At 60.1% G+C, this 19,858-nt stretch carries 19 protein-coding genes; 9 read left to right on the forward strand and 10 right to left on the reverse strand.

The window, feature by feature from the left end:
- Positions 1 to 24 precede the first annotated feature (24 nt).
- A complete protein-coding gene (locus KW062_RS18305) occupies positions 25 to 834 on the forward strand; it encodes an MmyB family transcriptional regulator (RefSeq protein WP_105755930.1) in 810 nt (269 codons plus the stop codon).
- A gap of 142 nt (positions 835 to 976) precedes the next feature.
- Here the strand turns inward: KW062_RS18305 and KW062_RS18310 are convergent, their stop codons facing one another.
- From KW062_RS18310 to KW062_RS18320, 3 genes are all read right to left on the reverse strand, one after another.
- Positions 977 to 1,243 carry a pentapeptide MXKDX repeat protein gene (locus tag KW062_RS18310; protein ID WP_027616222.1) on the reverse strand — a complete coding sequence of 89 codons (267 nt, stop codon included), beginning with the start codon at positions 1,241 to 1,243 and terminating at the stop codon, positions 977 to 979.
- A gap of 62 nt (positions 1,244 to 1,305) precedes the next feature.
- A complete protein-coding gene (locus KW062_RS18315) occupies positions 1,306 to 2,019 on the reverse strand; it encodes a molybdopterin-dependent oxidoreductase (RefSeq protein ID WP_256351140.1) in 714 nt (237 codons plus the stop codon).
- 74 nt (positions 2,020 to 2,093) lie between these two features.
- Positions 2,094 to 2,720, reverse strand: a complete 627-nt coding sequence (locus tag KW062_RS18320; RefSeq protein WP_105754897.1) for a cytochrome b/b6 domain-containing protein — start codon at positions 2,718 to 2,720, stop codon at positions 2,094 to 2,096.
- Between the two features lie 202 nt (positions 2,721 to 2,922).
- Here KW062_RS18320 and KW062_RS18325 point away from each other — a divergent pair, with 202 nt between their 5' ends.
- On the forward strand, positions 2,923 to 3,318 hold the full coding sequence (locus tag KW062_RS18325) for a PaaI family thioesterase (RefSeq protein ID WP_027616219.1): 396 nt from the start codon (positions 2,923 to 2,925) through the stop codon (positions 3,316 to 3,318).
- Positions 3,319 to 3,397: 79 nt separating this feature from the next.
- On the opposite strand, the gene KW062_RS18330 is transcribed toward KW062_RS18325, so the two are convergent.
- The 3 genes from KW062_RS18330 to KW062_RS18340 form a co-directional block, all read right to left on the reverse strand.
- Positions 3,398 to 4,684 carry an ATP-binding protein gene (locus KW062_RS18330; RefSeq protein WP_027616218.1) on the reverse strand — a complete coding sequence of 429 codons (1,287 nt, stop codon included), beginning with the start codon at positions 4,682 to 4,684 and terminating at the stop codon, positions 3,398 to 3,400.
- On the reverse strand, positions 4,685 to 5,392 hold the full coding sequence (locus KW062_RS18335) for a response regulator (RefSeq protein WP_105754898.1): 708 nt from the start codon (positions 5,390 to 5,392) through the stop codon (positions 4,685 to 4,687).
- 155 nt (positions 5,393 to 5,547) lie between these two features.
- The gene (locus KW062_RS18340) at positions 5,548 to 6,156 is read right to left on the reverse strand and encodes a tRNA-(ms[2]io[6]A)-hydroxylase (RefSeq protein WP_027616216.1); all 609 of its coding nucleotides are present in this window, start codon (positions 6,154 to 6,156) and stop codon (positions 5,548 to 5,550) included.
- A gap of 226 nt (positions 6,157 to 6,382) precedes the next feature.
- Between KW062_RS18340 and KW062_RS18345 the strand changes: the two genes are divergently transcribed.
- On the forward strand, positions 6,383 to 7,249 hold the full coding sequence (locus tag KW062_RS18345) for a universal stress protein (RefSeq protein WP_105754900.1): 867 nt from the start codon (positions 6,383 to 6,385) through the stop codon (positions 7,247 to 7,249).
- A 115-nt stretch (positions 7,250 to 7,364) separates the two neighbouring features.
- On the opposite strand, the gene KW062_RS18350 is transcribed toward KW062_RS18345, so the two are convergent.
- On the reverse strand, positions 7,365 to 7,835 hold the full coding sequence (locus tag KW062_RS18350) for a DUF1289 domain-containing protein (RefSeq protein ID WP_027616214.1): 471 nt from the start codon (positions 7,833 to 7,835) through the stop codon (positions 7,365 to 7,367).
- A 476-nt stretch (positions 7,836 to 8,311) separates the two neighbouring features.
- Here KW062_RS18350 and acnB point away from each other — a divergent pair, with 476 nt between their 5' ends.
- Positions 8,312 to 10,912 (forward strand): bifunctional aconitate hydratase 2/2-methylisocitrate dehydratase, encoded by a 2,601-nt coding sequence (acnB, locus tag KW062_RS18355; RefSeq protein WP_027616213.1) that lies wholly within the window; start codon positions 8,312 to 8,314, stop codon positions 10,910 to 10,912.
- Between the two features lie 50 nt (positions 10,913 to 10,962).
- Here acnB and KW062_RS18360 read toward each other — a convergent pair whose 3' ends face one another.
- Positions 10,963 to 12,609 carry a SulP family inorganic anion transporter gene (locus KW062_RS18360; protein ID WP_105754901.1) on the reverse strand — a complete coding sequence of 549 codons (1,647 nt, stop codon included), beginning with the start codon at positions 12,607 to 12,609 and terminating at the stop codon, positions 10,963 to 10,965.
- Between the two features lie 118 nt (positions 12,610 to 12,727).
- On the reverse strand, positions 12,728 to 14,008 hold the full coding sequence (locus KW062_RS18365; protein ID WP_027616211.1) for an HAAAP family serine/threonine permease: 1,281 nt from the start codon (positions 14,006 to 14,008) through the stop codon (positions 12,728 to 12,730).
- A 661-nt stretch (positions 14,009 to 14,669) separates the two neighbouring features.
- Between KW062_RS18365 and KW062_RS18370 the strand changes: the two genes are divergently transcribed.
- From KW062_RS18370 to KW062_RS18390, 5 genes are all read left to right on the forward strand, one after another.
- A complete protein-coding gene (locus KW062_RS18370; RefSeq protein WP_105754902.1) occupies positions 14,670 to 15,194 on the forward strand; it encodes a DUF4822 domain-containing protein in 525 nt (174 codons plus the stop codon).
- Positions 15,195 to 15,296: 102 nt separating this feature from the next.
- Positions 15,297 to 15,737, forward strand: a complete 441-nt coding sequence (locus KW062_RS18375) for a hypothetical protein (protein WP_081786269.1) — start codon at positions 15,297 to 15,299, stop codon at positions 15,735 to 15,737.
- A 212-nt stretch (positions 15,738 to 15,949) separates the two neighbouring features.
- Positions 15,950 to 16,915 (forward strand): 2-hydroxyacid dehydrogenase, encoded by a 966-nt coding sequence (locus tag KW062_RS18380; protein ID WP_105754903.1) that lies wholly within the window; start codon positions 15,950 to 15,952, stop codon positions 16,913 to 16,915.
- 145 nt (positions 16,916 to 17,060) lie between these two features.
- A complete protein-coding gene (locus tag KW062_RS18385; RefSeq protein WP_105754904.1) occupies positions 17,061 to 18,128 on the forward strand; it encodes a phosphotransferase family protein in 1,068 nt (355 codons plus the stop codon).
- Between the two features lie 38 nt (positions 18,129 to 18,166).
- A complete protein-coding gene (locus tag KW062_RS18390; RefSeq protein WP_105754905.1) occupies positions 18,167 to 18,934 on the forward strand; it encodes an SDR family oxidoreductase in 768 nt (255 codons plus the stop codon).
- Between the two features lie 135 nt (positions 18,935 to 19,069).
- On the opposite strand, the gene KW062_RS18395 is transcribed toward KW062_RS18390, so the two are convergent.
- On the reverse strand, positions 19,070 to 19,633 hold the full coding sequence (locus KW062_RS18395; RefSeq protein WP_027616206.1) for a helix-turn-helix domain-containing protein: 564 nt from the start codon (positions 19,631 to 19,633) through the stop codon (positions 19,070 to 19,072).
- Positions 19,634 to 19,858: the final 225 nt, after the last annotated feature.

Raw genomic sequence — 19,858 nt, forward strand, 5'->3', positions numbered from 1 at the left:
CTTTCGCCCTGTCAGAGTCGACGCATGAGCAGCCGCCCCTTCCCCCGCACCACACCCTCGACCAGCACCGGCATGCAACTGCGCCAGTTGCGCCGCCAGGCCAGCCTCAGCCAGCTCGACCTGGCGTTGATCAGCGGGATTTCCCAGCGGCACTTGAGTTGCATCGAAACCGGTCGCGCCACGCCCAGCCCTGGCACGCTGCATAATCTGCTGACAGCCCTGGAGGCGCCGCTGGTGCAGTGCAACCAAGTGTTCCTAGCCGCCGGCTATGCGCCGCGCTATGAAACCACGCCGCTGACTTCTCCGGCGATGGACGTGGTGCGTGACGCCCTGGCCCACGTGCTGCACGCCAACAACCCGGCACCGGCGATTGTACTGGGCAGTCAGTGGCAGGTACTCGGCGCCAACGCTAGTACTGCGGTGCTGTTCGATGTGTTGGGGTTGCCAGTGGAGGCGACTCAGGGTCTAAATTTGCTGGAGACGCTGCTCAAGCCGGGTGGTCTTGGCGATCACTTGCTCAATGCCGATGAGATTCGTAGCGTGGCCTGGCAGCGTGCAAGCCGCGAAGCCTTGGGTAATCCGGGGTTGGCCGAACTGCTGCAGAACCTGCCGCCGCCCAACAGTCACACGCCCCTCACCAGCGAACTACCACCGCTGATGTTGACCCGGCTGGATTCGCCACAAGGCGAGCTGAATTTCCTCTCGACCTTCACCACCTTCGGCATGCCTCAGGACATCACCCTGACCTCGCTGCGCATCGAACATCTGATTCCGGCGGATGGGCAGACGTGGGGGGTGATGACGCAGGCGTATGAGCGATCGATGACTAGTTGATGTTGTTAGCACCTGTGGGAGCGAGCCTGCTCGCGAAGGATCCAAGGACACCGCGTGCATTCAGGATGTCCGCATTATCGTTGACGCCCTTCGCGAGCAGGCTCGCTCCCACAGGAACAGCACTCCAGTGCAACCGAAAGAGTTACTGCGACATCGCATCCTTCTTCATCCCGTCCTTGGACATCGCGTCTTTCTTCATCCCGTCCTTGCTCATGGAATCCTTGGACATCGCGTCCTTTTTCATCCCATCCTTACTCATCGACTCCTTGGACATCGAATCCTTCTTCATCGCGTCCTTACTCATTGCATCTTTGCTCATGCTGTCATTGCTCATGGTATCGGCGGCGTACACGCTGGCGACGCCCAGAACCAGGCACAAGGACAGAGCAGCAGTAGTGAACTTTTTCATGGTGGAACTCCTTCATCGAATGAACGCAGCGGACGCTGCGCGGTGTTGTAGTGCAGCAGTCGTCAACTGCCACCGAACCAGTTGTAGCCCTGGTCTTCCCAGTAGCCGCCGCTGTAGGTGTTGCTGACGAAAATCGCCTGAATATGCTTGGGGTTCTTGTAGCCGAGCTTGGTCGGCATGCGCAGCTTCATCGGGAAGCCGTATTCGCGCGGCAAAACCGCACCGTCGTAGATCAGGGCCAGCAGGGTTTGCGCATGCAGGGCGGTGGCCATGTCGATGCTGGTGTAGTAGTCGTCGGCGCATTTGAAACCAACGTATTTAGCGTCGGTATCGGCGCCGATGCGCCGCAGGAAATCGCTGAAACGTACTCCGCCCCAGCGGCCGATCGCACTCCAGCCTTCGACGCAGATGTGCCGGGTGATCTGTTCTTCCTGGGCCATTGCCCGTAACTCGTCCAGGCGCCAGCTGCGCTTGTCGGCCACCAGCCCGGTGACCTCCAGTTGGTAGTCGGCCTCGACCACCACCGGGGCGTCCTCGATGCCGTAGAAGGCGTTGAACGGAAATGGCCGGGTAATCATCGACGCCGGATAGGTGGGCGCCATGGCATTCGGATTGAACAACCAGCCTTGCACCCGATCGTTGAACCGCGACATGCTCGACAACGCGGTTTCGACGCTGTCGCTGTCACTCAGGCTGCATCCGGAAAGCATCGCCACGCCACCCAGGGTCAGCCCCCTGAGCAGAAACGAGCGCCGCGAACGGTCTTCTATCTGCATCTGTGGGGCGAGGATTTTCCGGGCATCGGTGAGGATCGATTGCTCGTCCAGGCCGGTTACTGGATTGCGCTTGTTCATACGGACTCCTTGCGGCCCACGAGCATCGCCCACAGGGTTTTCGGGACCAGCGCCACCATCAACAGATGCACTGCGATGAAGCCGGTCAACAGGGTCATGGCAATGAAGTGCACATGCCGCGCGCTGTCGTAACCGCCGAGCAATTCCCGCAGGATGGGAAACTGCACCGACTTCCACAGGACCAGTCCGGAGATCACCAGCAGCGCCACGTCGAGCATGACGAACAGGTAGGCGACGCGTTGCACCTGGTTGTAGACGCTCAGGTTGGCGTGGCCGAGGCGTCCGCGCAGGGCCGCCCACAGGTCATGGGCGACGCCGCTGGGCGAGACCGGAAAAAAACGCCGGAACAGGCGACCGCTGGCGACATTGAGCAGCAGGTACAGCAGGCCGTTGAGACCCAGCAGCCACATCGCTGCGAAGTGCCATTGCAACGCCCCGCCCAACCAGCCACCGAGGGTAATCGCCTTGGGGAAGCTGAAGTCGTACAGGGGCGAGGCGTTATAGATGCGCCAGCCGCTGCCAATCATCAGCAGCACGGCCAGGGCATTCAGCCAATGGGTCAGGCGCAGCCAGCGTGGATGGCTGGGCCCGGATGCGCGGGGTACGGCAGGCACGGCTGACATGATCGGCTCCTCGCAGGGGGTGTGCGAAGAACTATGCAGGCGTGCTGATCGCCAAATCCTCACGGAAAGTTAAATAAATCGTGATAACCCCGAGCGCGGGTTATTCATCCGTTCGCCTGGGTTGTATCACCGCTACTTATCAACGGTGACGCGGCGGGTGGACAGGCGCATGGTCGGCTTTTCCAGTGGAGGGACAAAGACCATGCTCAACGCACTCAAGCAGATCAACTCGACCTCGGCCTTCAACCGCTGGGCCGGCTTCGAAGTCACCCGCGCCGAAAGCGGCGAGGCCGAACTGAGCATGGCCTTTCGCGAGGCCGACATGGCGCAGTACTCAGGCTTCCTCCACGCCGGCCTGATCGCCGCCCTGCTCGACACCGCCTGCGGCTTTGCCGCCGGTACCGTGGCCGGCAACGTCCTGGCCTCGCACTTCTCGGTGAACTGCCTGGCGCCGGCGGTTGGCGAGGTGTTTATCGCCCGGGGCAAGGTGATCAAGGCGGGGAAAAAGCAAGTGTTCGCGAGGGCGGAGTTGTATGCGCAGAGTGGCGATCAGTTGAAGCTGGTGGCGACCGGTGACGGGATACTTGTTCCCGTGTGAGATGTGCTATGGCAACACCCCCTGTAGGAGCTGGCTTGCCAGCGAAGGCGGCAGGCCTGACACACCGCCCTGCCCGCCTTCACTCCAAATGCGCCCACGTCATCCGAAACGACGCCCCGCCCCACGGTGATTCCGCGACTTCCACCTGCCCGCCATGGGACTGGGAAACCCGTCTGACCAGCGCCAGGCCGAGGCCGAAGCCGCCGGTGCGGCGGTCGCGGCTGGCGTCGAGGCGGGAGAAGGGTTCGAAGATTTTCTCCCGGCCTTCGACGGGCACGCCGGGGCCATCGTCGTTGACCCGCACTTCGTAATGATCGCCGTTGCGCACCAACGACACCTCGACCCGCTGTTCGGCGTAGCGAATGGCGTTGCGCAGCAGGTTGATCACGGCGCGGGCCATGAAGCGTGGTTCGATGCGCACCTGCTCAAGCTGACAGTCGACGATCAGCAATTGCACACCGGCCGCCTCGGCTTCCAGCGCCACGCTGCCGACCACGCTGTCGAGCCAGTGACTGGCCTGGATGTTTTCCCGGGTGATCACCGTGGCGCCGCGCTCGAGGCTGGCGTAGGTCAGCAGCTCAGAAACCATTTCTTCCAGTTCGCCAAGGTCGGCGTACATGTCGGCGATCAGCGCTTTGTCGGCGCCGGGGTCGAGTTGCTGCTTGAGCTGGTCCAACTCGAATGACAGCCGGGCAATCGGCGTGCGCAGTTCGTGGGATACCGCGTTGGTCAGCTCGCGCTGGTTGGCGATCAGACCCTCGATACGCGCCGCCATCTGGTTGAAGTGCTCGGCCAGGTCGCGGATGTTCGAGCGCTTCGACAGCTGGATGCGCACCGCCAGGTCGTTGTCGCCAAAACGCTGGGCGGCCAGGCGCAGTTTTTCCAGGTCGCGCCAGTGCGGACGAACCCAGAAATACAGGACGATGCCCAGCAGCACGCCGAGCATGGTGTAGGCGAGGATGATGTAGATGTTCGTCCAGCTCGGTTCCTCCGGCATCTGGATGCTCAACAGTTGCTCACCCTCGTCGATCCGCGAAATGAACTGGGTGTACTTCTCGCGGACCACCATCAGGTTGTTCGCCAGCTCGGCCTTTTCGCTGGTGCTGAGGTCCAGGTCGGCCGACTGCAGCAATTGCAGGCGCAAGCCGTAGTGCGGTCGCAGCGCCAGCAACTGCGCTTCACGCCCCGGGCCATCCAGCGCGCGCAACTGTTCCACCAGGGAATAGGCCTGGCCGCGCACAGCCTCGCGGTTGTAGGTTTTCAGCGTGTCGTCCAGGACCGCAGTGAAGGTCCGGTCCACCACCTCGAGGGCCGCCACCAGACCAATCGCCAGCACCAGGAACAACCCCAGGAATAACCGCAGCATCTAGAGCTCCCAGGCGAATGGATTGAACAGGTAACCCTTGCCCCACACGGTCTTGATGCACATCGGCTCGCGCGGGTTGTCGTTGAGCTTGCCACGCAGCTTGCTGATGTACACATCGACGCTGCGATTGAGGCCGTCGAAGGCAATGCCGCGCATTCGACTGAGGATATCGTCCCGGGACAGGGTCTTACCGGCGGCACTGGCCAGCAACCAGAGCAACTCGAACTCCATCGTGGTCAATTCGACCAACTCGCCGGCCAGGCGCACTTCGCGGCAACTGCGGTCGATCTGCAGAGTGCCGAACTCCAACGCGCCACGCACAGGACTTTCCGGTGCCTGGCGACGCTGCAAAGCTCGCAGGCGCGCTAACAGCACCGGCGGCTTGATCGGCTTGATCACGTAGTCGTCGGCTCCAGACTCAAGGCCGAGGATATGGTCGAGGTCGTCTTCCTTGGCCGTCAGGATGACGATCGGGGTGTCGGCCAGCGCGCGAATTTCCCGGCACACCTGCAGGCCGCTCTGGCCGGGCAGCATCAGGTCGAGCACGACGATTTTCGGCTGGAATTCGAGGAATGCCGACAGCGCCAGATCGCCGCGCAGCACCTGGCGCACCTCAAAACCGTGCCGAGTGAGGAATTGCGCGATCAGCCCGGAAAGCTTTTCGTCGTCCTCCACCAGCAGTACTTTGCCAAAACCCAGGTTATCCATAACGACCGTCTGCCCAGCCTTGAGTGGAAGGGCCGGCATTATGCCGCCAATTTCTGGCGGGACGCAGATGGCAGACAGCAAAAACCGGCTGCAGGAGCCGGTTTTTGGTGATCTTTCATACTCTTAAGAGTTTTTAACACGTTACTCGACGCGCCTCAGGCCGCAGCCGGAACACCGCTGTGGAAGCGGAATTCAACGTCCGGCGCCTCGATCAGTTCCTGCTCGGCGGCACGTACACGCTCGATCACCTGGGCAATGTCCTTGGCATCGCCATACTGATAGGCCAGCTTCAGGTAACCCTGGAAATGCCGGGCCTCGCTTTTCAGCAGGCCGAAGTAAAACTTGCCGAGCTCTTCGTCGAGATGGGGCACCAGCGCTTCGAAACGCTCGCAACTGCGCGCCTCGATAAAGGCCCCGACCACCAGGGTATCCACCAGTTTCACCGGCTCGTGGCTGCGCACCACCTTGCGCAGTCCCGAAGCATAACGACCGGCGGACAACTGGCGCAGATCAATCTTGCGCTTCTTCATCAAACGCATGACCTGTTCGTGATGCACCAGTTCTTCCCGGGCCAGACGCGACATCATGTTGATCAGATCGACATGGGAGTGATACTTGGCGATCAGGCTCAGCGCGGTGCTGGCGGCCTTGAATTCGCAGTTCTTGTGGTCGATCAGCAGGGTTTCCTGGTCGGCCAGCGCCGCCTGAATCCAGCCGTCCGGGGTACGGCAACCGAGGAACTCGTGGATCTCGGGCAGGATCATTGGCTCACGTCCGACAGTTCAACAGGCGCATTGGGCAGCACGGCGACGCATTCAGGGCTAGGCAGCATGGGGCTCACGGGGCAATAGGTGGAAAGCGAGGGCGCGATTATACCGGGCTGCCGGCAGACCACCAGTCACCTGCCTTGATATGCGTCAAGACCCGCGCTTGCGACCAGCATCTATAGTTGTGAAACGACCCTATGTTCATCCAGTGGAGATCCCGACCATGCAAGACGTCCGCAGCATTCTGGTGGTGATTGAGCCCTCGCCCGACGAAAGCCTGGCCCTCAAGCGCGCCAAGCTGATTGCCGGGGTCACCCAGGCCCATCTGCATTTGCTGATCTGCGACAAGAAGCATGATCACGCCTCAATGTTGAGTGTGCTGAAGTCCGGCCTGCTGGCCGACGGTTTCAGCGTCACCACCGAACAGGCGTGGAACGACACCCTGCATGACACCATCATCGAGGTGCAGCAGGCAGAAGGCTGCAACCTGGTGATCAAGCAGCACTTCAACGACAACCCGCTGAAAAAATTCCTGCTCACCCCCGACGACTGGAAGCTCCTGCGCCAGTGCCCAAGTGCGGTGCTGCTGGTAAAAACCAAGAAACCCTGGACAGGCGGCACCATCCTCGCGGCCATCGACGTCGGCAACAGCGACCCTGAGCACCGTCAGTTGCACGCCACCATCATCGATCATGGTTTTGACATCGCTGCTCTGGCCAAGGCGCAGCTGCATGTGGTCACCGCGCACCCCTCGCCGATGCTATCGTCCGCCGACCCGGTGTTCCAGCTCAAGGAAACCATCGAGAAGCGCTACCGCGAACAGTGCATGGCGTTCCAGGCCGAGTTCGATATCGACAACGAACACCTGCATATAGAAGAAGGCCCGGCGGATGTGCTGATTCCGCACATGGCACATAAACTGGAGGCTGCGGTGACGGTGATCGGCACGGTGGCACGCACCGGCTTCTCCGGAACGCTGATTGGCAATACCGCAGAAGTGGTGCTGGATGCGCTGGAGAGTGATGTGCTGGTGCTCAAGACCGATGAAATCATCGATCACCTGGTGGAGTTGGCCAATCGCGAAGGCTGACAGCGCCAACCTAATGTAGGAGCGAGCCTGCTCGCGATAAGGCCTCTAGCAACACCGCATCAACTTCATCGCGAGCAGGCTCGCTCCTACAGGGTTACGGCCGCTGCCCAAGGGCTCAACCCCCAATCCCATCCTTGAGAAACCCCGGCGCGATGTAGCGCTGGTAGTGGGCTTCGGACAGCAGGAAAAATTCCCGATCAATGGCATCGCGCAGTTCCGGCAGGTTCCAGTCGCGAAACTCCGGGAGCAGGACCATGCCGTAAGCTTCCAGGTTGTTGATCACCCGGGCGCCCCGGGCAATCAGCTGGTAGGCCCAGCAATAGGCCGACTGGTGGGGCACGAAACGGATCTTGCGCGACTCCAGTTGCTGGCGCAGGCGCCCGGCATCGAAAATTTCCAGCTTGCCGGCCATTACCTGCACCAACAGTTGCTCAAGACGCAACCACACCGCGGTTTTCTGCTCCTCGTTGTAGCCGTTCCAGTGGATCACTTCATGGTGGAAACGCTTGCAGCCGCGGCACACCAGGTCGCCGTAGACCGTGGAGCAGAGGCCGATGCAAGGGGTCTTGATAGTCTGATTGGGCATAGGTAGGCAGGACGCGAAAAAGCAGAACAGGCCGGCATGTTAGCCCTTTGTCGGGCATTGATCACCCCTCAAACTTCAGGGCCTAAGCCACTCGGGTGCTGTCAGCGGGAAACCTATGCGGCGTCATTCTCCACCAAAGTCCAATAAGCGCCGACTTACCTTTAAATTTTTTTTGCCGTAGAATCAGCCTGCCTTTTTAGGCGCCAATGTCCGTTAGAAGCTGTTTTCAAAGCGTCACGAGCACAGTCGTTCCTTCAGAGCGGTGTTGGCGAAGGGTTTTTCCAGCGGGGAAAAGCCTGACGCCAACCCTCATCAGCTCCCCGTTCTGCAGGCGTAAAACTTTGAAAGCAGCTTCTGTAAGGAATTGTCGGTAATTCTGGCTAAGTGGCCCACAACGTCACGCAGCGCATGAGTACGGCAATTTCGGGATGAGCGTCCCGGACACCCATTTGGGACCACTGATGAGGGTAATAACTGTGCTTGAAGCCTACCGCAAACATATCGAAGAGCGCGCAGCACTGGGTATCGTTCCCCAGCCGCTTAACGCCGAACAAACTGCAGGCCTGGTCGAGCTGCTGAAGAATCCCCCGGCTGGCGAAGAAGCATTCCTCGTTGACCTGATCACCAATCGCGTTCCACCAGGAGTGGACGAAGCGGCCTACGTCAAGGCTGGCTTCCTGTCCGCCATCGCCAAAGGCGAAGCCTCTTCCCCCCTGATCAGCAAGCAGCGCGCCGTTGAACTGCTGGGCACCATGCAGGGCGGCTACAACATCGAGACCCTGGTCAACCTGCTGGACGACGCCGAGCTGGCGCCAGTCGCGGCCCAGGAACTCAAGCACACCCTGCTGATGTTCGATTCGTTCCACGATGTGGCCGAACGCGCCAAAAAAGGCAACGTTCACGCTCAAGGCGTCCTGCAATCCTGGGCTGACGGCGAGTGGTTCCTCAAGCGTCCGACCCTGGCCGACAAGATCAGCCTGCGCGTGTTCAAGGTGACTGGCGAAACCAACACCGACGACCTGTCCCCTGCTCCTGATGCCTGGTCCCGCCCAGACATCCCGCTGCACGCCCTGGCCATGCTGAAAATGGCCCGTGAAGGCATCGTGCCGGACGTTCAAGGCGTCACCGGTCCGATGAAGCAGATCGAAGAAATGCGCGGCCAAGGCTTCCCGATCGCCTACGTGGGCGACGTGGTCGGTACCGGTTCCTCGCGTAAATCGGCCACCAACTCCGTACTGTGGTTCTTCGGCGACGACGTTCCTTACGTGCCGAACAAGCGCGGCGGCGGTTTCTGCTTCGGCAGCAAGATCGCTCCAATCTTCTACAACACCATGGAAGATGCCGGCGCACTGCCAATCGAATTCGACGTATCCAACATGCACATGGGCGACGTGATCGACCTGTACCCGCATGCTGGCAAAGTCTGCAAGCACGGCACTGACGAAGTCCTCACCACCTTCGAAATGAAGACCCCTGTGCTGTTGGACGAAGTCCGTGCTGGCGGCCGCATCCCACTGATCATCGGCCGCGGCCTGACCGAGAAGGCTCGCGCCGAACTGGGTCTGCCTGCGTTCGACCTGTTCAAGAAGCCGGAAGCTCCGGCTGAAAGCACCAAGGGCTACACCCTGGCGCAGAAAATGGTCGGCAAGGCGTGCGGCGTAGAAGGCGTGCGTCCTGGCACCTACTGCGAACCGAAGATGACCACCGTAGGTTCTCAGGACACCACCGGTCCAATGACCCGTGACGAACTGAAAGACCTGGCGTGCCTGGGCTTCTCGGCTGACCTGGTAATGCAGTCGTTCTGCCACACCGCGGCTTATCCAAAGCCGATCGACGTGACCACCCACCACACCCTGCCTGACTTCATCATGACCCGTGGCGGCGTATCCCTGCGTCCGGGCGACGGCATCATCCACTCGTGGCTGAACCGCATGCTGCTGCCAGACACCGTCGGTACCGGTGGTGACTCCCACACCCGTTTCCCGATGGGCATTTCGTTCCCGGCCGGCTCCGGCCTGGTAGCGTTCGCCGCAGCCACTGGCGTGATGCCACTGGACATGCCGGAATCGATCCTGGTGCGCTTCAAAGGCGAAATGCAACCGGGCGTCACCCTGCGTGACCTGGTTCACGCCATTCCTTACTACGCGATCCAGGCTGGCCTGCTGACCGTAGAGAAGAAAGGCAAGAAGAACGCCTTCTCCGGCCGCATCCTGGAAATCGAGGGCCTGGACAACCTGAGCATCGAGCAAGCCTTCGAGCTGTCCGACGCCTCGGCTGAACGTTCGGCTGCCGGTTGCACCATCAAGCTGTCGAAAGAGTCGATCACCGAGTACCTGCAGTCCAACATCACCCTGCTGCGCTGGATGATCGGCGAAGGCTACGGCGATGTACGTACCCTGGAACGTCGCGCCCAAGCGATGGAAGCCTGGATTGCCAACCCTGAACTGATGGTTGCCGATGCCGACGCGGAATACGCCGAAATCATCGAAATCGACCTGGCCGAGATCAAGGAGCCAGTTCTCTGCGCGCCGAACGATCCGGACGACGCCCGTCTGCTGTCCAGCGTTGCTGGCGAGAAGATCGACGAAGTGTTCATCGGTTCGTGCATGACCAACATCGGTCACTTCCGCGCTGCCGGTAAACTGCTGGATCAGGTCAAAGGTCAGCTGCCAACCCGTCTGTGGCTGTCGCCGCCGACCAAGATGGACGCTCACCAACTGACCGAAGAAGGCTACTACGGCATCTATGGCAAGGCTGGCGCGCGCATGGAAATGCCGGGCTGCTCGCTGTGCATGGGTAACCAGGCACGTGTAGAGCCGAACTCGACAGTTGTGTCGACGTCGACCCGTAACTTCCCGAACCGTCTGGGTGACGGCGCGAACGTCTACCTGGCCTCGGCTGAGCTGGCGTCGGTGGCTTCGATCCTGGGTCGCCTGCCGACCGTCGAGGAGTACATGGAATACGCGGGCAAGATTGACAGCATGGCGGCCGACGTTTACCGCTACCTGTCCTTCGACCAAATCGCCGAGTTCCGTGAAGCTGCAGCGAACGCCAAGATTCCGGTCGTTCAAGCCTAAGGCTGACTCGTTGTAGAAAACGCCGCGCGCCGTGAGGTACGCGGCGTTTTTTATGCCTGCAGTTTCAGCGCGTGCTCGACGGCCCCATCCACACTCAAGCCACTGAGGATCACCCCATTGCCCTCCACCTCTGGCAGCGCCGAAAGTGCCGTCAGCGCATCGTGTTTGAGCCGTGCGAGGATCAGCCGCTGGCCTTGCTGATGCATCTGCCGGAAGAAATCCTGCATCGCCTCGATGCTGGTGCCGTCCAGGTTCGGTGACTCTTCCAGGCTGAGGATGACCGTGTGCAGCGGCACTGCTGAATGACGAACCAGACGCAGGGCGCCACCGAGGATACGTTCGACGTTGGCGAAGAACAGCGCTTCGCTGGGCCGCACGATGAGGATGCCCGGCTCGGTTTTCGCGCTCGGGTGACGCTGCAGGTCGACGAAGTCGTGGCCGTCATCGATGCGACCGAGGATCTGAATATCCGCCGCCGACAGCTGCTTGAGCATCAACAACACGCTGATCGCCACCGATACCAGCAGGCCGTCGAGCACGCCGAGGGTCAAGACCGCCCCCACCGCGCAAATTACCAGCAACCGATCACGACGCCAGACAAAGTAGCGACCCAACGGCTGCAGACTCAAACCGCGTCCCAACGCATGCATGACAATCGCCGCCAGCACCGGCTCGGGCGTCAAGGCGATCCACGGCAACACCGTCAGCACGATGATCAGCACCACCAACGCCGCTACGCCGCCGGCCCAACGCGACATGGCGCCCGCCGCTTCGTTGGCCGAAGTGGCCGAATACCCGGCGCCGGTCGGCATGCCATGGAACAGGCCGGACAGCAGATTGCTGGCGCCGAGCGCCAACAGGTCGCGGTTGGAGGTGACACGGTCGCCATGCTTCAGCGCATAGGCACTGATCGAGCCATAGGACTCCGCATACAGGATCATCACCAGCGCCAACCCCACCTCCCCCAGCCGCAACCAGTCGGCGAACGGCAACACCGGCAGGTTTGGCACTTCGAGGCTGAGTTCGATCACCCCGATCAGCTTCACGCCGTGAGCAGGCAAGTCCAGCCACTGCCCGGCGGCGATGCCGATCACCACCACCAACAGGCCACCGGGCACCCGTGGGAAGCGTGAAAACAGGCCGAGCAGCAACAGGGCCGAGCCGGCCACCGCCGCAGCCGTCCAGTTCCATTGCGGCACTTGTTCCAGCAGTTGCGGGGCGAAGCGCACCAGGTTGGCGTCGGTCAAGTGCACGCCGACCACACTCGCCACCTGCTTGAGGATGATGGTCAGTGCCAGGCCGAAGGCAAAGCCGCGCAGCACCGGCTTGGCGATAAACGAGGTGACGCTACCGAAGCGAAAGATCCCGGCCAGCACAAATAACCCGCCCGTCACCAGCACCAGGCCGACCGCCAGGGTTGACCGCAGTTGCGGGTCACCGTTGGCCAGGGTTGCCGTCGCCGCAGCCAGCACCGCCGCCGAGGATGAGGTAGCGGAGACGATGGCAAAGCGGCTGGTGCCCAGCAGGCCGTAACACAGAAGACCGGCAAACAGCGCGATCACCCCGGCCTGGGGTGCCAGCGCGGCAATGGTCGAGTAAGCCACCGCTTCCGGCAGCAGCAGGCCGGCAATCGATAATCCGGCGAGCACATCGCGCCAGCGGTTGGCGGTTTCGATAGTTTGAGGGGGGTTGGACAATCCACTGTCTCCAGACGAAAAAAAACCGCTGCGCGTGTGATACGCGCAGCGGCCACTGTAGCTTAAAGCGCAGGATCGCCTGGAGCGGATCCTGCTCAATAATCGGTATTTGCGCCGATCACGCGGTCAGCGAGTAGATCAGTGCGGTGATCGCCACCAGACCGACTGCGGTGACAAACACGTTGGACGCCTGGCCACGGTACTTGGCCATCGCCGGCACCTTGCGCACCGCGTACATCGGCATCAGGAACAGGATTGCCGCGATCACCGGGCCACCGAGGGTCTCGATCATGCCGAGGATGCTCGGGTTGAGGGTGGCAACGATCCAGCAGACCACCAGCATGAACGCTGCGGTCATGCGATCCAGTGCCTTGGCACCTGGGCGCTTGCCGCTTTTCACGATCAGGCCCTTGAGGCCTTCGCTGGCGCCGATGTAGTGGCCGAGGAACGACTTGGAGATCGCCACGAAGGCAATCAACGGCGCCGCGAAGGCAATGGTCGGATTGCTGAAGTGGTTGGCCAGGTACGACAGGATCGACAGGTTCTGTGCCTTGGCTTCAGCCAGTTGTGCCGGCGACAGGGTCAGCACGCAGCTGAAGACGAAGAACAGCACCATCGCCACCATCAGCAGATGGGCACGCGAGAGGATCTGCGAACTGCGTTCTTCGGCATGGCCGCCGTAGCGACGCTTCTGGTCCACGGCGAAGGCCGAGATGATCGGCGAGTGGTTGAACGAGAACACCATCACCGGGATCGCCAGCCACAGGGTATGCAGCAGCGCCGAAGGCTCCGGCACAGTGGAGGCGGTGCTGAGGATGCCGCCGTTCCAGTGCGGCACCAGGAACACCGCGAGGAACAGCAGCGCGACGATGAACGGGTAGACCATCAGGCTCATGGCCTTGACGATGACCTGCTCGCCGCAGCGGACCACGGCCAGCAGGCCGAGGATCAGCACAAAGGAGAGCACGGCCCGTGGCGGCGGCATGATGTGCAACTGGTGCTCAAGGAAGCTGCCGACGGTGTTAGTCAGGGCCACGCTGTAGATCAGCAGGATCGGGAAGATCGCGAAGAAATACAGCAGCGTGATCAGGGCACCGGCCTTGATCCCGAAATGCTCTTCGACCACTTCGGTGATGTCGGCGCCTTCGCGACCGGACAACACGAAGCGGGTCAGGCCACGGTGCGCGTAATAGGTCATGGGGAATGCCAGCAGCGCCAGGATCAGTAGCGGCCAGAAACCGCCAAGGCCTGCGTTGATCGGCAAAAACAAGGTACCCGCACCAATCGCCGTGCCAAACAGCCCGAGCATCCACGTGGTGTCCTGACGATTCCAGCCGCTGACACTGACTGGTACCGCCGCTTCATAGCGTTCATCAACGCTATTGGCCTGATCATTCATCCGGTCGGATCTCCGCATTCCGGTATTTGCCACTCGGTCAGGACGAGTCAGAAAATGCTGACAGGCAGCGCCCTGGCCGAAACAGGGCGCGATTGTCCGGTATTAATCAACAGAAGCAAAGACTTAGCTGAGGAGCGGTGGTGCGGATCAGATCAATGACAGGGGTTCTATTCTGCGGAAGCGGAGGCGGAGGCGGAGGCGTTGGCGTTGATACTGAAATTTGTAGCAGCGGCGTTTAAATGCTGGGCTCAGCCAATAGCTGCACATTTCTGGCTCGTTGCGGGCAATCGGCGACGACGTTCAGGATCGAGAGCAGGCGCTGATAAAGTATTCGCCAATGCTAGATGCAACCACCTTGGCCCGAGCCACTCAGGGGAAACCGTTATTCGATGAAATCCTTGAGCAACACGGTGCTTTCTAAATCGGGACTGAACGAATTACAACGCAACATCATCTATCAATTTATATAGACAGGGACAACCCGACAATCCGAACACAACTAAAACAAGACAAAACATTACTTAAAATAAAAAGCACTTATTTGTTACAAGCCACCACCCCACTATTGAGCAACAGGTCTTCCAGGACTATATTTTTTGCGCTTTTAATGCTGACAGCTAATAAACAGCAATCTGCAAAATCCTGAGAAGGCGATAACCTCATGCAAAAAAACAAGATGACGTTTAAATGCCTGCTTCTCGCGGCGCTGCTATGTCCACTTAGTAGCTTTGCGCAGCAACCCCCGGCCACTGCTGATATCCAGGAACTGGCCTCCTCTGCTCGATGGCTGACAACCAAGGTGTATATCGAGGGCGCCCCTCAAACGGACGTGAAAGAGCATTATCCAGGCGCGGTTGGAATATCGACGTGGGACCCGAAACTAAATCGCTACGAGTTTTTTTACACTGACACAGGCGAATCCAAGTACAGCAATGGCGGCGGCGGGTACTTTTTCATCACCGGCGATCATAAGACCCACATCCTGGTACCCGATGTCGGGCCAACCAAGACAGTGGTCAGGCGCTTGGAAACCTTGAATCGAAGTGAGTTCACTTACTCTCGTGAAGTCCCCCACCACACGGGAAAAGACACCCCCCCTGTGCGCATCTATGTCGTTCATGCCCCTTACACTGGCTCAGTAGAAACTAAATCCGCGCTTAAGCCAGGCACACCTGCCACCAACTAATATCAATCGATCACCTTTGTGCTATCGACCTGAGAGCCCCCAGCCGAATTGCAACTTCCTTTGAAATTTCTCAACTACCAAAACAAAACATGGAGAGTCACCGTGCAGAAAACAATCAGAGCACTGCTGGTACCCACACTACTTGTTACTTCGGTCTTCTGCAGTGCGGCCAGCGCACAGCCCACAACAACTCCCGCCGCAAAACATGCCGCTGCTACGCCAGAAAATGCAGTTATGCTGACTGTTTTTTTAAAACATGATCAATCAAGACCCTTGGGCGAACTGAAAGCTCAGCTTGCCAGCCAAGGATTTTACAAGACATTTCCACCTGCGGGAGTCGAAGTTGTCAGTTGGAACATCATGATGGGCATCGGGCAAGTGGTCACAATACGACTTCCAGCCTCTCGCTTGGCTGAAGTAAATCTCGCACTCGAAAATACGGCGTGGGGAGCATACAGGACCGAGTTTTATCCGACCTATGATTTCAAAGCCATTGCACTGGCGGAGCAAAACAGGGCAAACCAGTCGCCAACAGCCCAGTGACATTGCAGCAGCACACTGCCTTTGCAGTGTGCTGCGCATAGACGTCACTGCGCTTGCGGTAGACCAGCGTCATGAATTTGCTTCTTGCGCGAAGCAGGCCAGACTGGAAAACACCGCAACTGCGATTAACCACCATTGCCAAGTGGTTCTGGAATCAGCACTCTGAAACGACGCATGACGCCCGCCACGCAGCCGACTACAGGAGTAAAGCAATGCCCGCAACCGTCCTGGTACTGGTTGAAACCATCAACGACTACCTGCCGATTCTCGAACACCAAGGCTTTCACCTGATCCTCGCCCCCACCCCCACCGAACGCACCCAGGCCATCAGCACCTACGGCGGGCAAATCGATGCCGTGCTGACTCGCGGGCCATTGGGGCTGTATGCCGAAGAAATCGCCGCCCTGCCCAACCTGAAGATCATCTGCGTGATCGGCGCCGGCTACGAGCAGGTCGATCTGCAGGCCGCCAGCAACCGGGGCATTCGCGTGACCAATGGTGCGGGGGTCAACGCCTCATCGGTGGCAGACCATGCCATGGCCCTGTTGTTGGCACTGGTGCGTGACATTCCCCGGGCCGATTCGGCAGTGCGCCGCGGTGAATGGCCGAAAATCATGCGCCCGTCCCTCGCTGGCAAGCGCCTGGGCATACTCGGGCTCGGTGCGGTAGGCATGGCTATCGCCAAGCGCGCGGCCAGCGGTTTTGACATGAGCGTCAGTTATCACAACCGCCAGGTACGCAACGACGTGCCCTATGACTTCTGCTCCACTCCCACCGAACTGGCGCGGGCTTCGGACTTTCTGATGGTCTGCACCCCGGGCGGCCTCGGCACCCAGCACCTGATCAACAAGCAGGCGCTGGACGCCCTCGGCCCCCACGGTTTTATCGTCAACATCGCCCGCGCCAGCGTGATCGTCACCAGCGACTTGATCAGCGCCCTGGAACACCGCCGGATCGCCGGCGCCGCCCTGGATGTGTTCGATGACGAACCCCAGGTACCGGATGCGCTCAAGGTCCTGAGCAATGTGATTCTCACGCCCCACGTCGCCGGCCTGTCGCCCGAAGCGACCCAGGGCACCGTGGAATTGGTGGGGCAGAACCTGCAGGCGTTCTTCTCCAATCGCCCGCTGCTGACCCCCATAGAACTACCGCCGGCGATTCGGCGCGCGATGCGCTGAAGCAGTTTTCAAACGCCTGTATCAAAAACAATGATTAACCGGCAACACGCTCACCTATAACGGGACGCCATGGTTGTGGGTGCCGGGTGGGCGCATTAGATTAGCCAATAATTCCTGCCATCCAGAATAAGCAGAAGGGATAAGCATGGCGCTTAACGACCAGTCCACCCGTATTCGCGAAGGCGAAGAACTCGATGCCAGCCTGATCGATCCGTATCTCAAGGCTCAGATCCCGGGTTTGAGCGGCTTGCCGCGGATCAGTCAGTTTCCCGGCGGCGCGTCGAACCTGACGTACCTGCTCGAATACCCGGAGCAGGAGTTCGTCCTGCGCCGCCCACCGTTTGGCCACAAGGCCAAGTCCGCCCACGACATGGGCCGCGAGTTCCGCATTCTCAACCAGCTCAAGGATGGCTTCCCGTATTGCCCGAAGGCTTACGTGCACTGCACCGATGAATCGGTGATCGGCGACGAGTTCTACGTGATGGAACGGGTCAAGGGCATCATCCTGCGCTCGGAGTTGCCGCCGGAGTTGGGCCTGGATGCACCGCGCACCGAGGCGCTGTGCAAGAGTTTCATCGACAAGTTGGTGGAGCTGCACCGTGTCGATTACAGCGCCTGCGGCCTGGCCGACCTGGGCAAGCCTGAAGGGTATGTGGCGCGGCAGATCCGTGGCTGGAGCGAACGTTACGACAAGGCCCTGACCCCGGATGCGCCGAGCTGGGAGGCGGTCAAGGCCTGGCTCAACGACAAGATGCCGGCCGATCACCCGACCTCGAGCATCGTGCACAACGACTACCGTTTCGATAACGTGATCCTCGACCCGAACAACCCGATGCAAATCATTGGGGTGCTGGACTGGGAGTTGACCACCCTCGGCGATCCGTTGATGGACCTGGGCAACAGCCTCGCCTACTGGATCGAAGCCGGCGACCCGCCACCGGTGCAACTGATGCGCCGCCAGCCAAGCCATGCCCCGGGCATGCTCAGCCGCCAGGAATTCGTCGACTACTACGCCGAACGCTCGGGTATTCGCATCGATAATTTCGATTTCTACTACACCTACGGGCTGTTCCGCCTGGCCGGTATCGTGCAGCAGATCTATTACCGCTTCTTCCATGGCCAGACCCAGGACAAACGCTTCGCGCAGTTCATCTCGATGAACAAACTGCTGGAGCAGATGAGCCTGCAAGTGATCCACAAATCCAGCCTCTGACTGCACTCCCGGCGCCACGCCCCTCACAAGGAAACACCATGTCCAAGACTCAGTTGTTCGACCTCGACGGCAAGATCGCATTTGTCTCCGGTGCCAGCCGCGGTATCGGTGAGGCCATTGCCCGACTGCTGGCCCAGCAAGGTGCCCACGTGATCGTGTCGAGCCGCAAGCTCGAGGGTTGCCAGCACGTGGCTGACGCCATCATCGCCGACGGCGGCAAGGCCACTGCAATTGCTTGCCACATCGGGGAAATGGAGCAGATCAGCCAGGTCTTCGCCGGCATTCGCGAGCAGTTCGGCCGCCTGGATATCCTGGTCAACAACGCGGCGACCAACCCGCAGTTCTGCAACGTGCTGGATACGGACCTGGGCGCGTTCCAGAAAACCGTCGATGTGAATATCCGGGGTTATTTCTTCATGTCGGTGGAAGCCGGCAAGCTGATGCGTGAAAACGGTGGCGGCAGCATCATCAACGTGGCGTCGATCAATGGCATCTCACCAGGGATCTTCCAGGGCATCTACTCGGTGACCAAGGCTGCGGTGATCAACATGACCAAGGTATTCGCCAAAGAGTGCGCGCAGTTCGGCATTCGCTGCAACGCCCTGCTGCCAGGCCTGACCGACACCAAGTTCGCCTCGGCGCTGGTCAAGAACGACGCCATCCTCAATACCGCCCTGCAACAGATCCCGCTCAAGCGCGTCGCCGCACCGAGTGAAATGGCCGGCGCGGTGCTGTACCTGGCCAGTGATGCATCCAGCTATACCACTGGGATATCACTGAATGTGGATGGTGGTTTTTTGTCTTAAGGAAGCGCCATACCGCTTTTTTAGGGGCAAGCCTGCTCGCGATGAACGTTAACGATAATGCAGGCATCCTGAATGTTCGCGGAGCTCTCAGGTTCTTCGCGAGCAAGCTCGCTACAGGGGATGCGCTGTGCCCTTTCAAATCACCACATTACGCACAAACCGCACCGCCTCATCCCCATCATTGCGATACACATGGGTGAAATTGCTGGCGAAGCTGATGAACTCGCCACAGCCCAGCACTCGCACCTCATCCCCCAGCACCAGGGTCAGGCTGCCCTGGAAGACATACACCTGCTCGCTCCAGCCTTCGGCATCGGCGGCAGACAGGTAGACCTCGCCCGGCTCCAGTTGCCACTGCCACAACTCGACCTCACGGCTGGCGTTGGCCTTGGCTAGCAGCACCGCATGGCTGCCGGGAATGGTCCCGGCCCAGGCCAGTTCGTTGATTCGGCCTGGGTCCCGTGAGTCGGGGGCCTGGATCAGATCGCTGAAGGCCACGTCCAGCGCTTCGGCCACCCGGTCGAGGGTGGTCAGGCTGACATTTTTCTCGCCGGCCTCAATCGCCACCAGCATCCGCCGGCTGACCCCGGAGATTTCTGCCAGCGCGCCCTGGCTCAGCCCGGCGGCATGGCGCAGGCGGCGGACGTTGAGGCTGACATGTTGCAGGACCGAGGCGCGCTGGCCATTTTCTTTGTGCACTATATTGCTCATCTATAAGGATTGCCCAGTGTAGCGCTTTCCCGGAAGCCGTTGATCACTGTCTTTATGCAACGACCCACGACGGATTCTTCACCTGTCAAATTGGCATCACCCCGCCCAATTCGGCTTTTTCCTTCTACTTTGTAGGATTCTGCCATAGCTTGGCAGTTGGTGATCGCTGGCACGGCACGTATGATCCCTTACAAACTTCCGCAGATTAGAAGC

It is taken from the genome of Pseudomonas fluorescens (assembly GCF_019212185.1).
In the GTDB taxonomy this organism is placed as follows: domain Bacteria; phylum Pseudomonadota; class Gammaproteobacteria; order Pseudomonadales; family Pseudomonadaceae; genus Aquipseudomonas.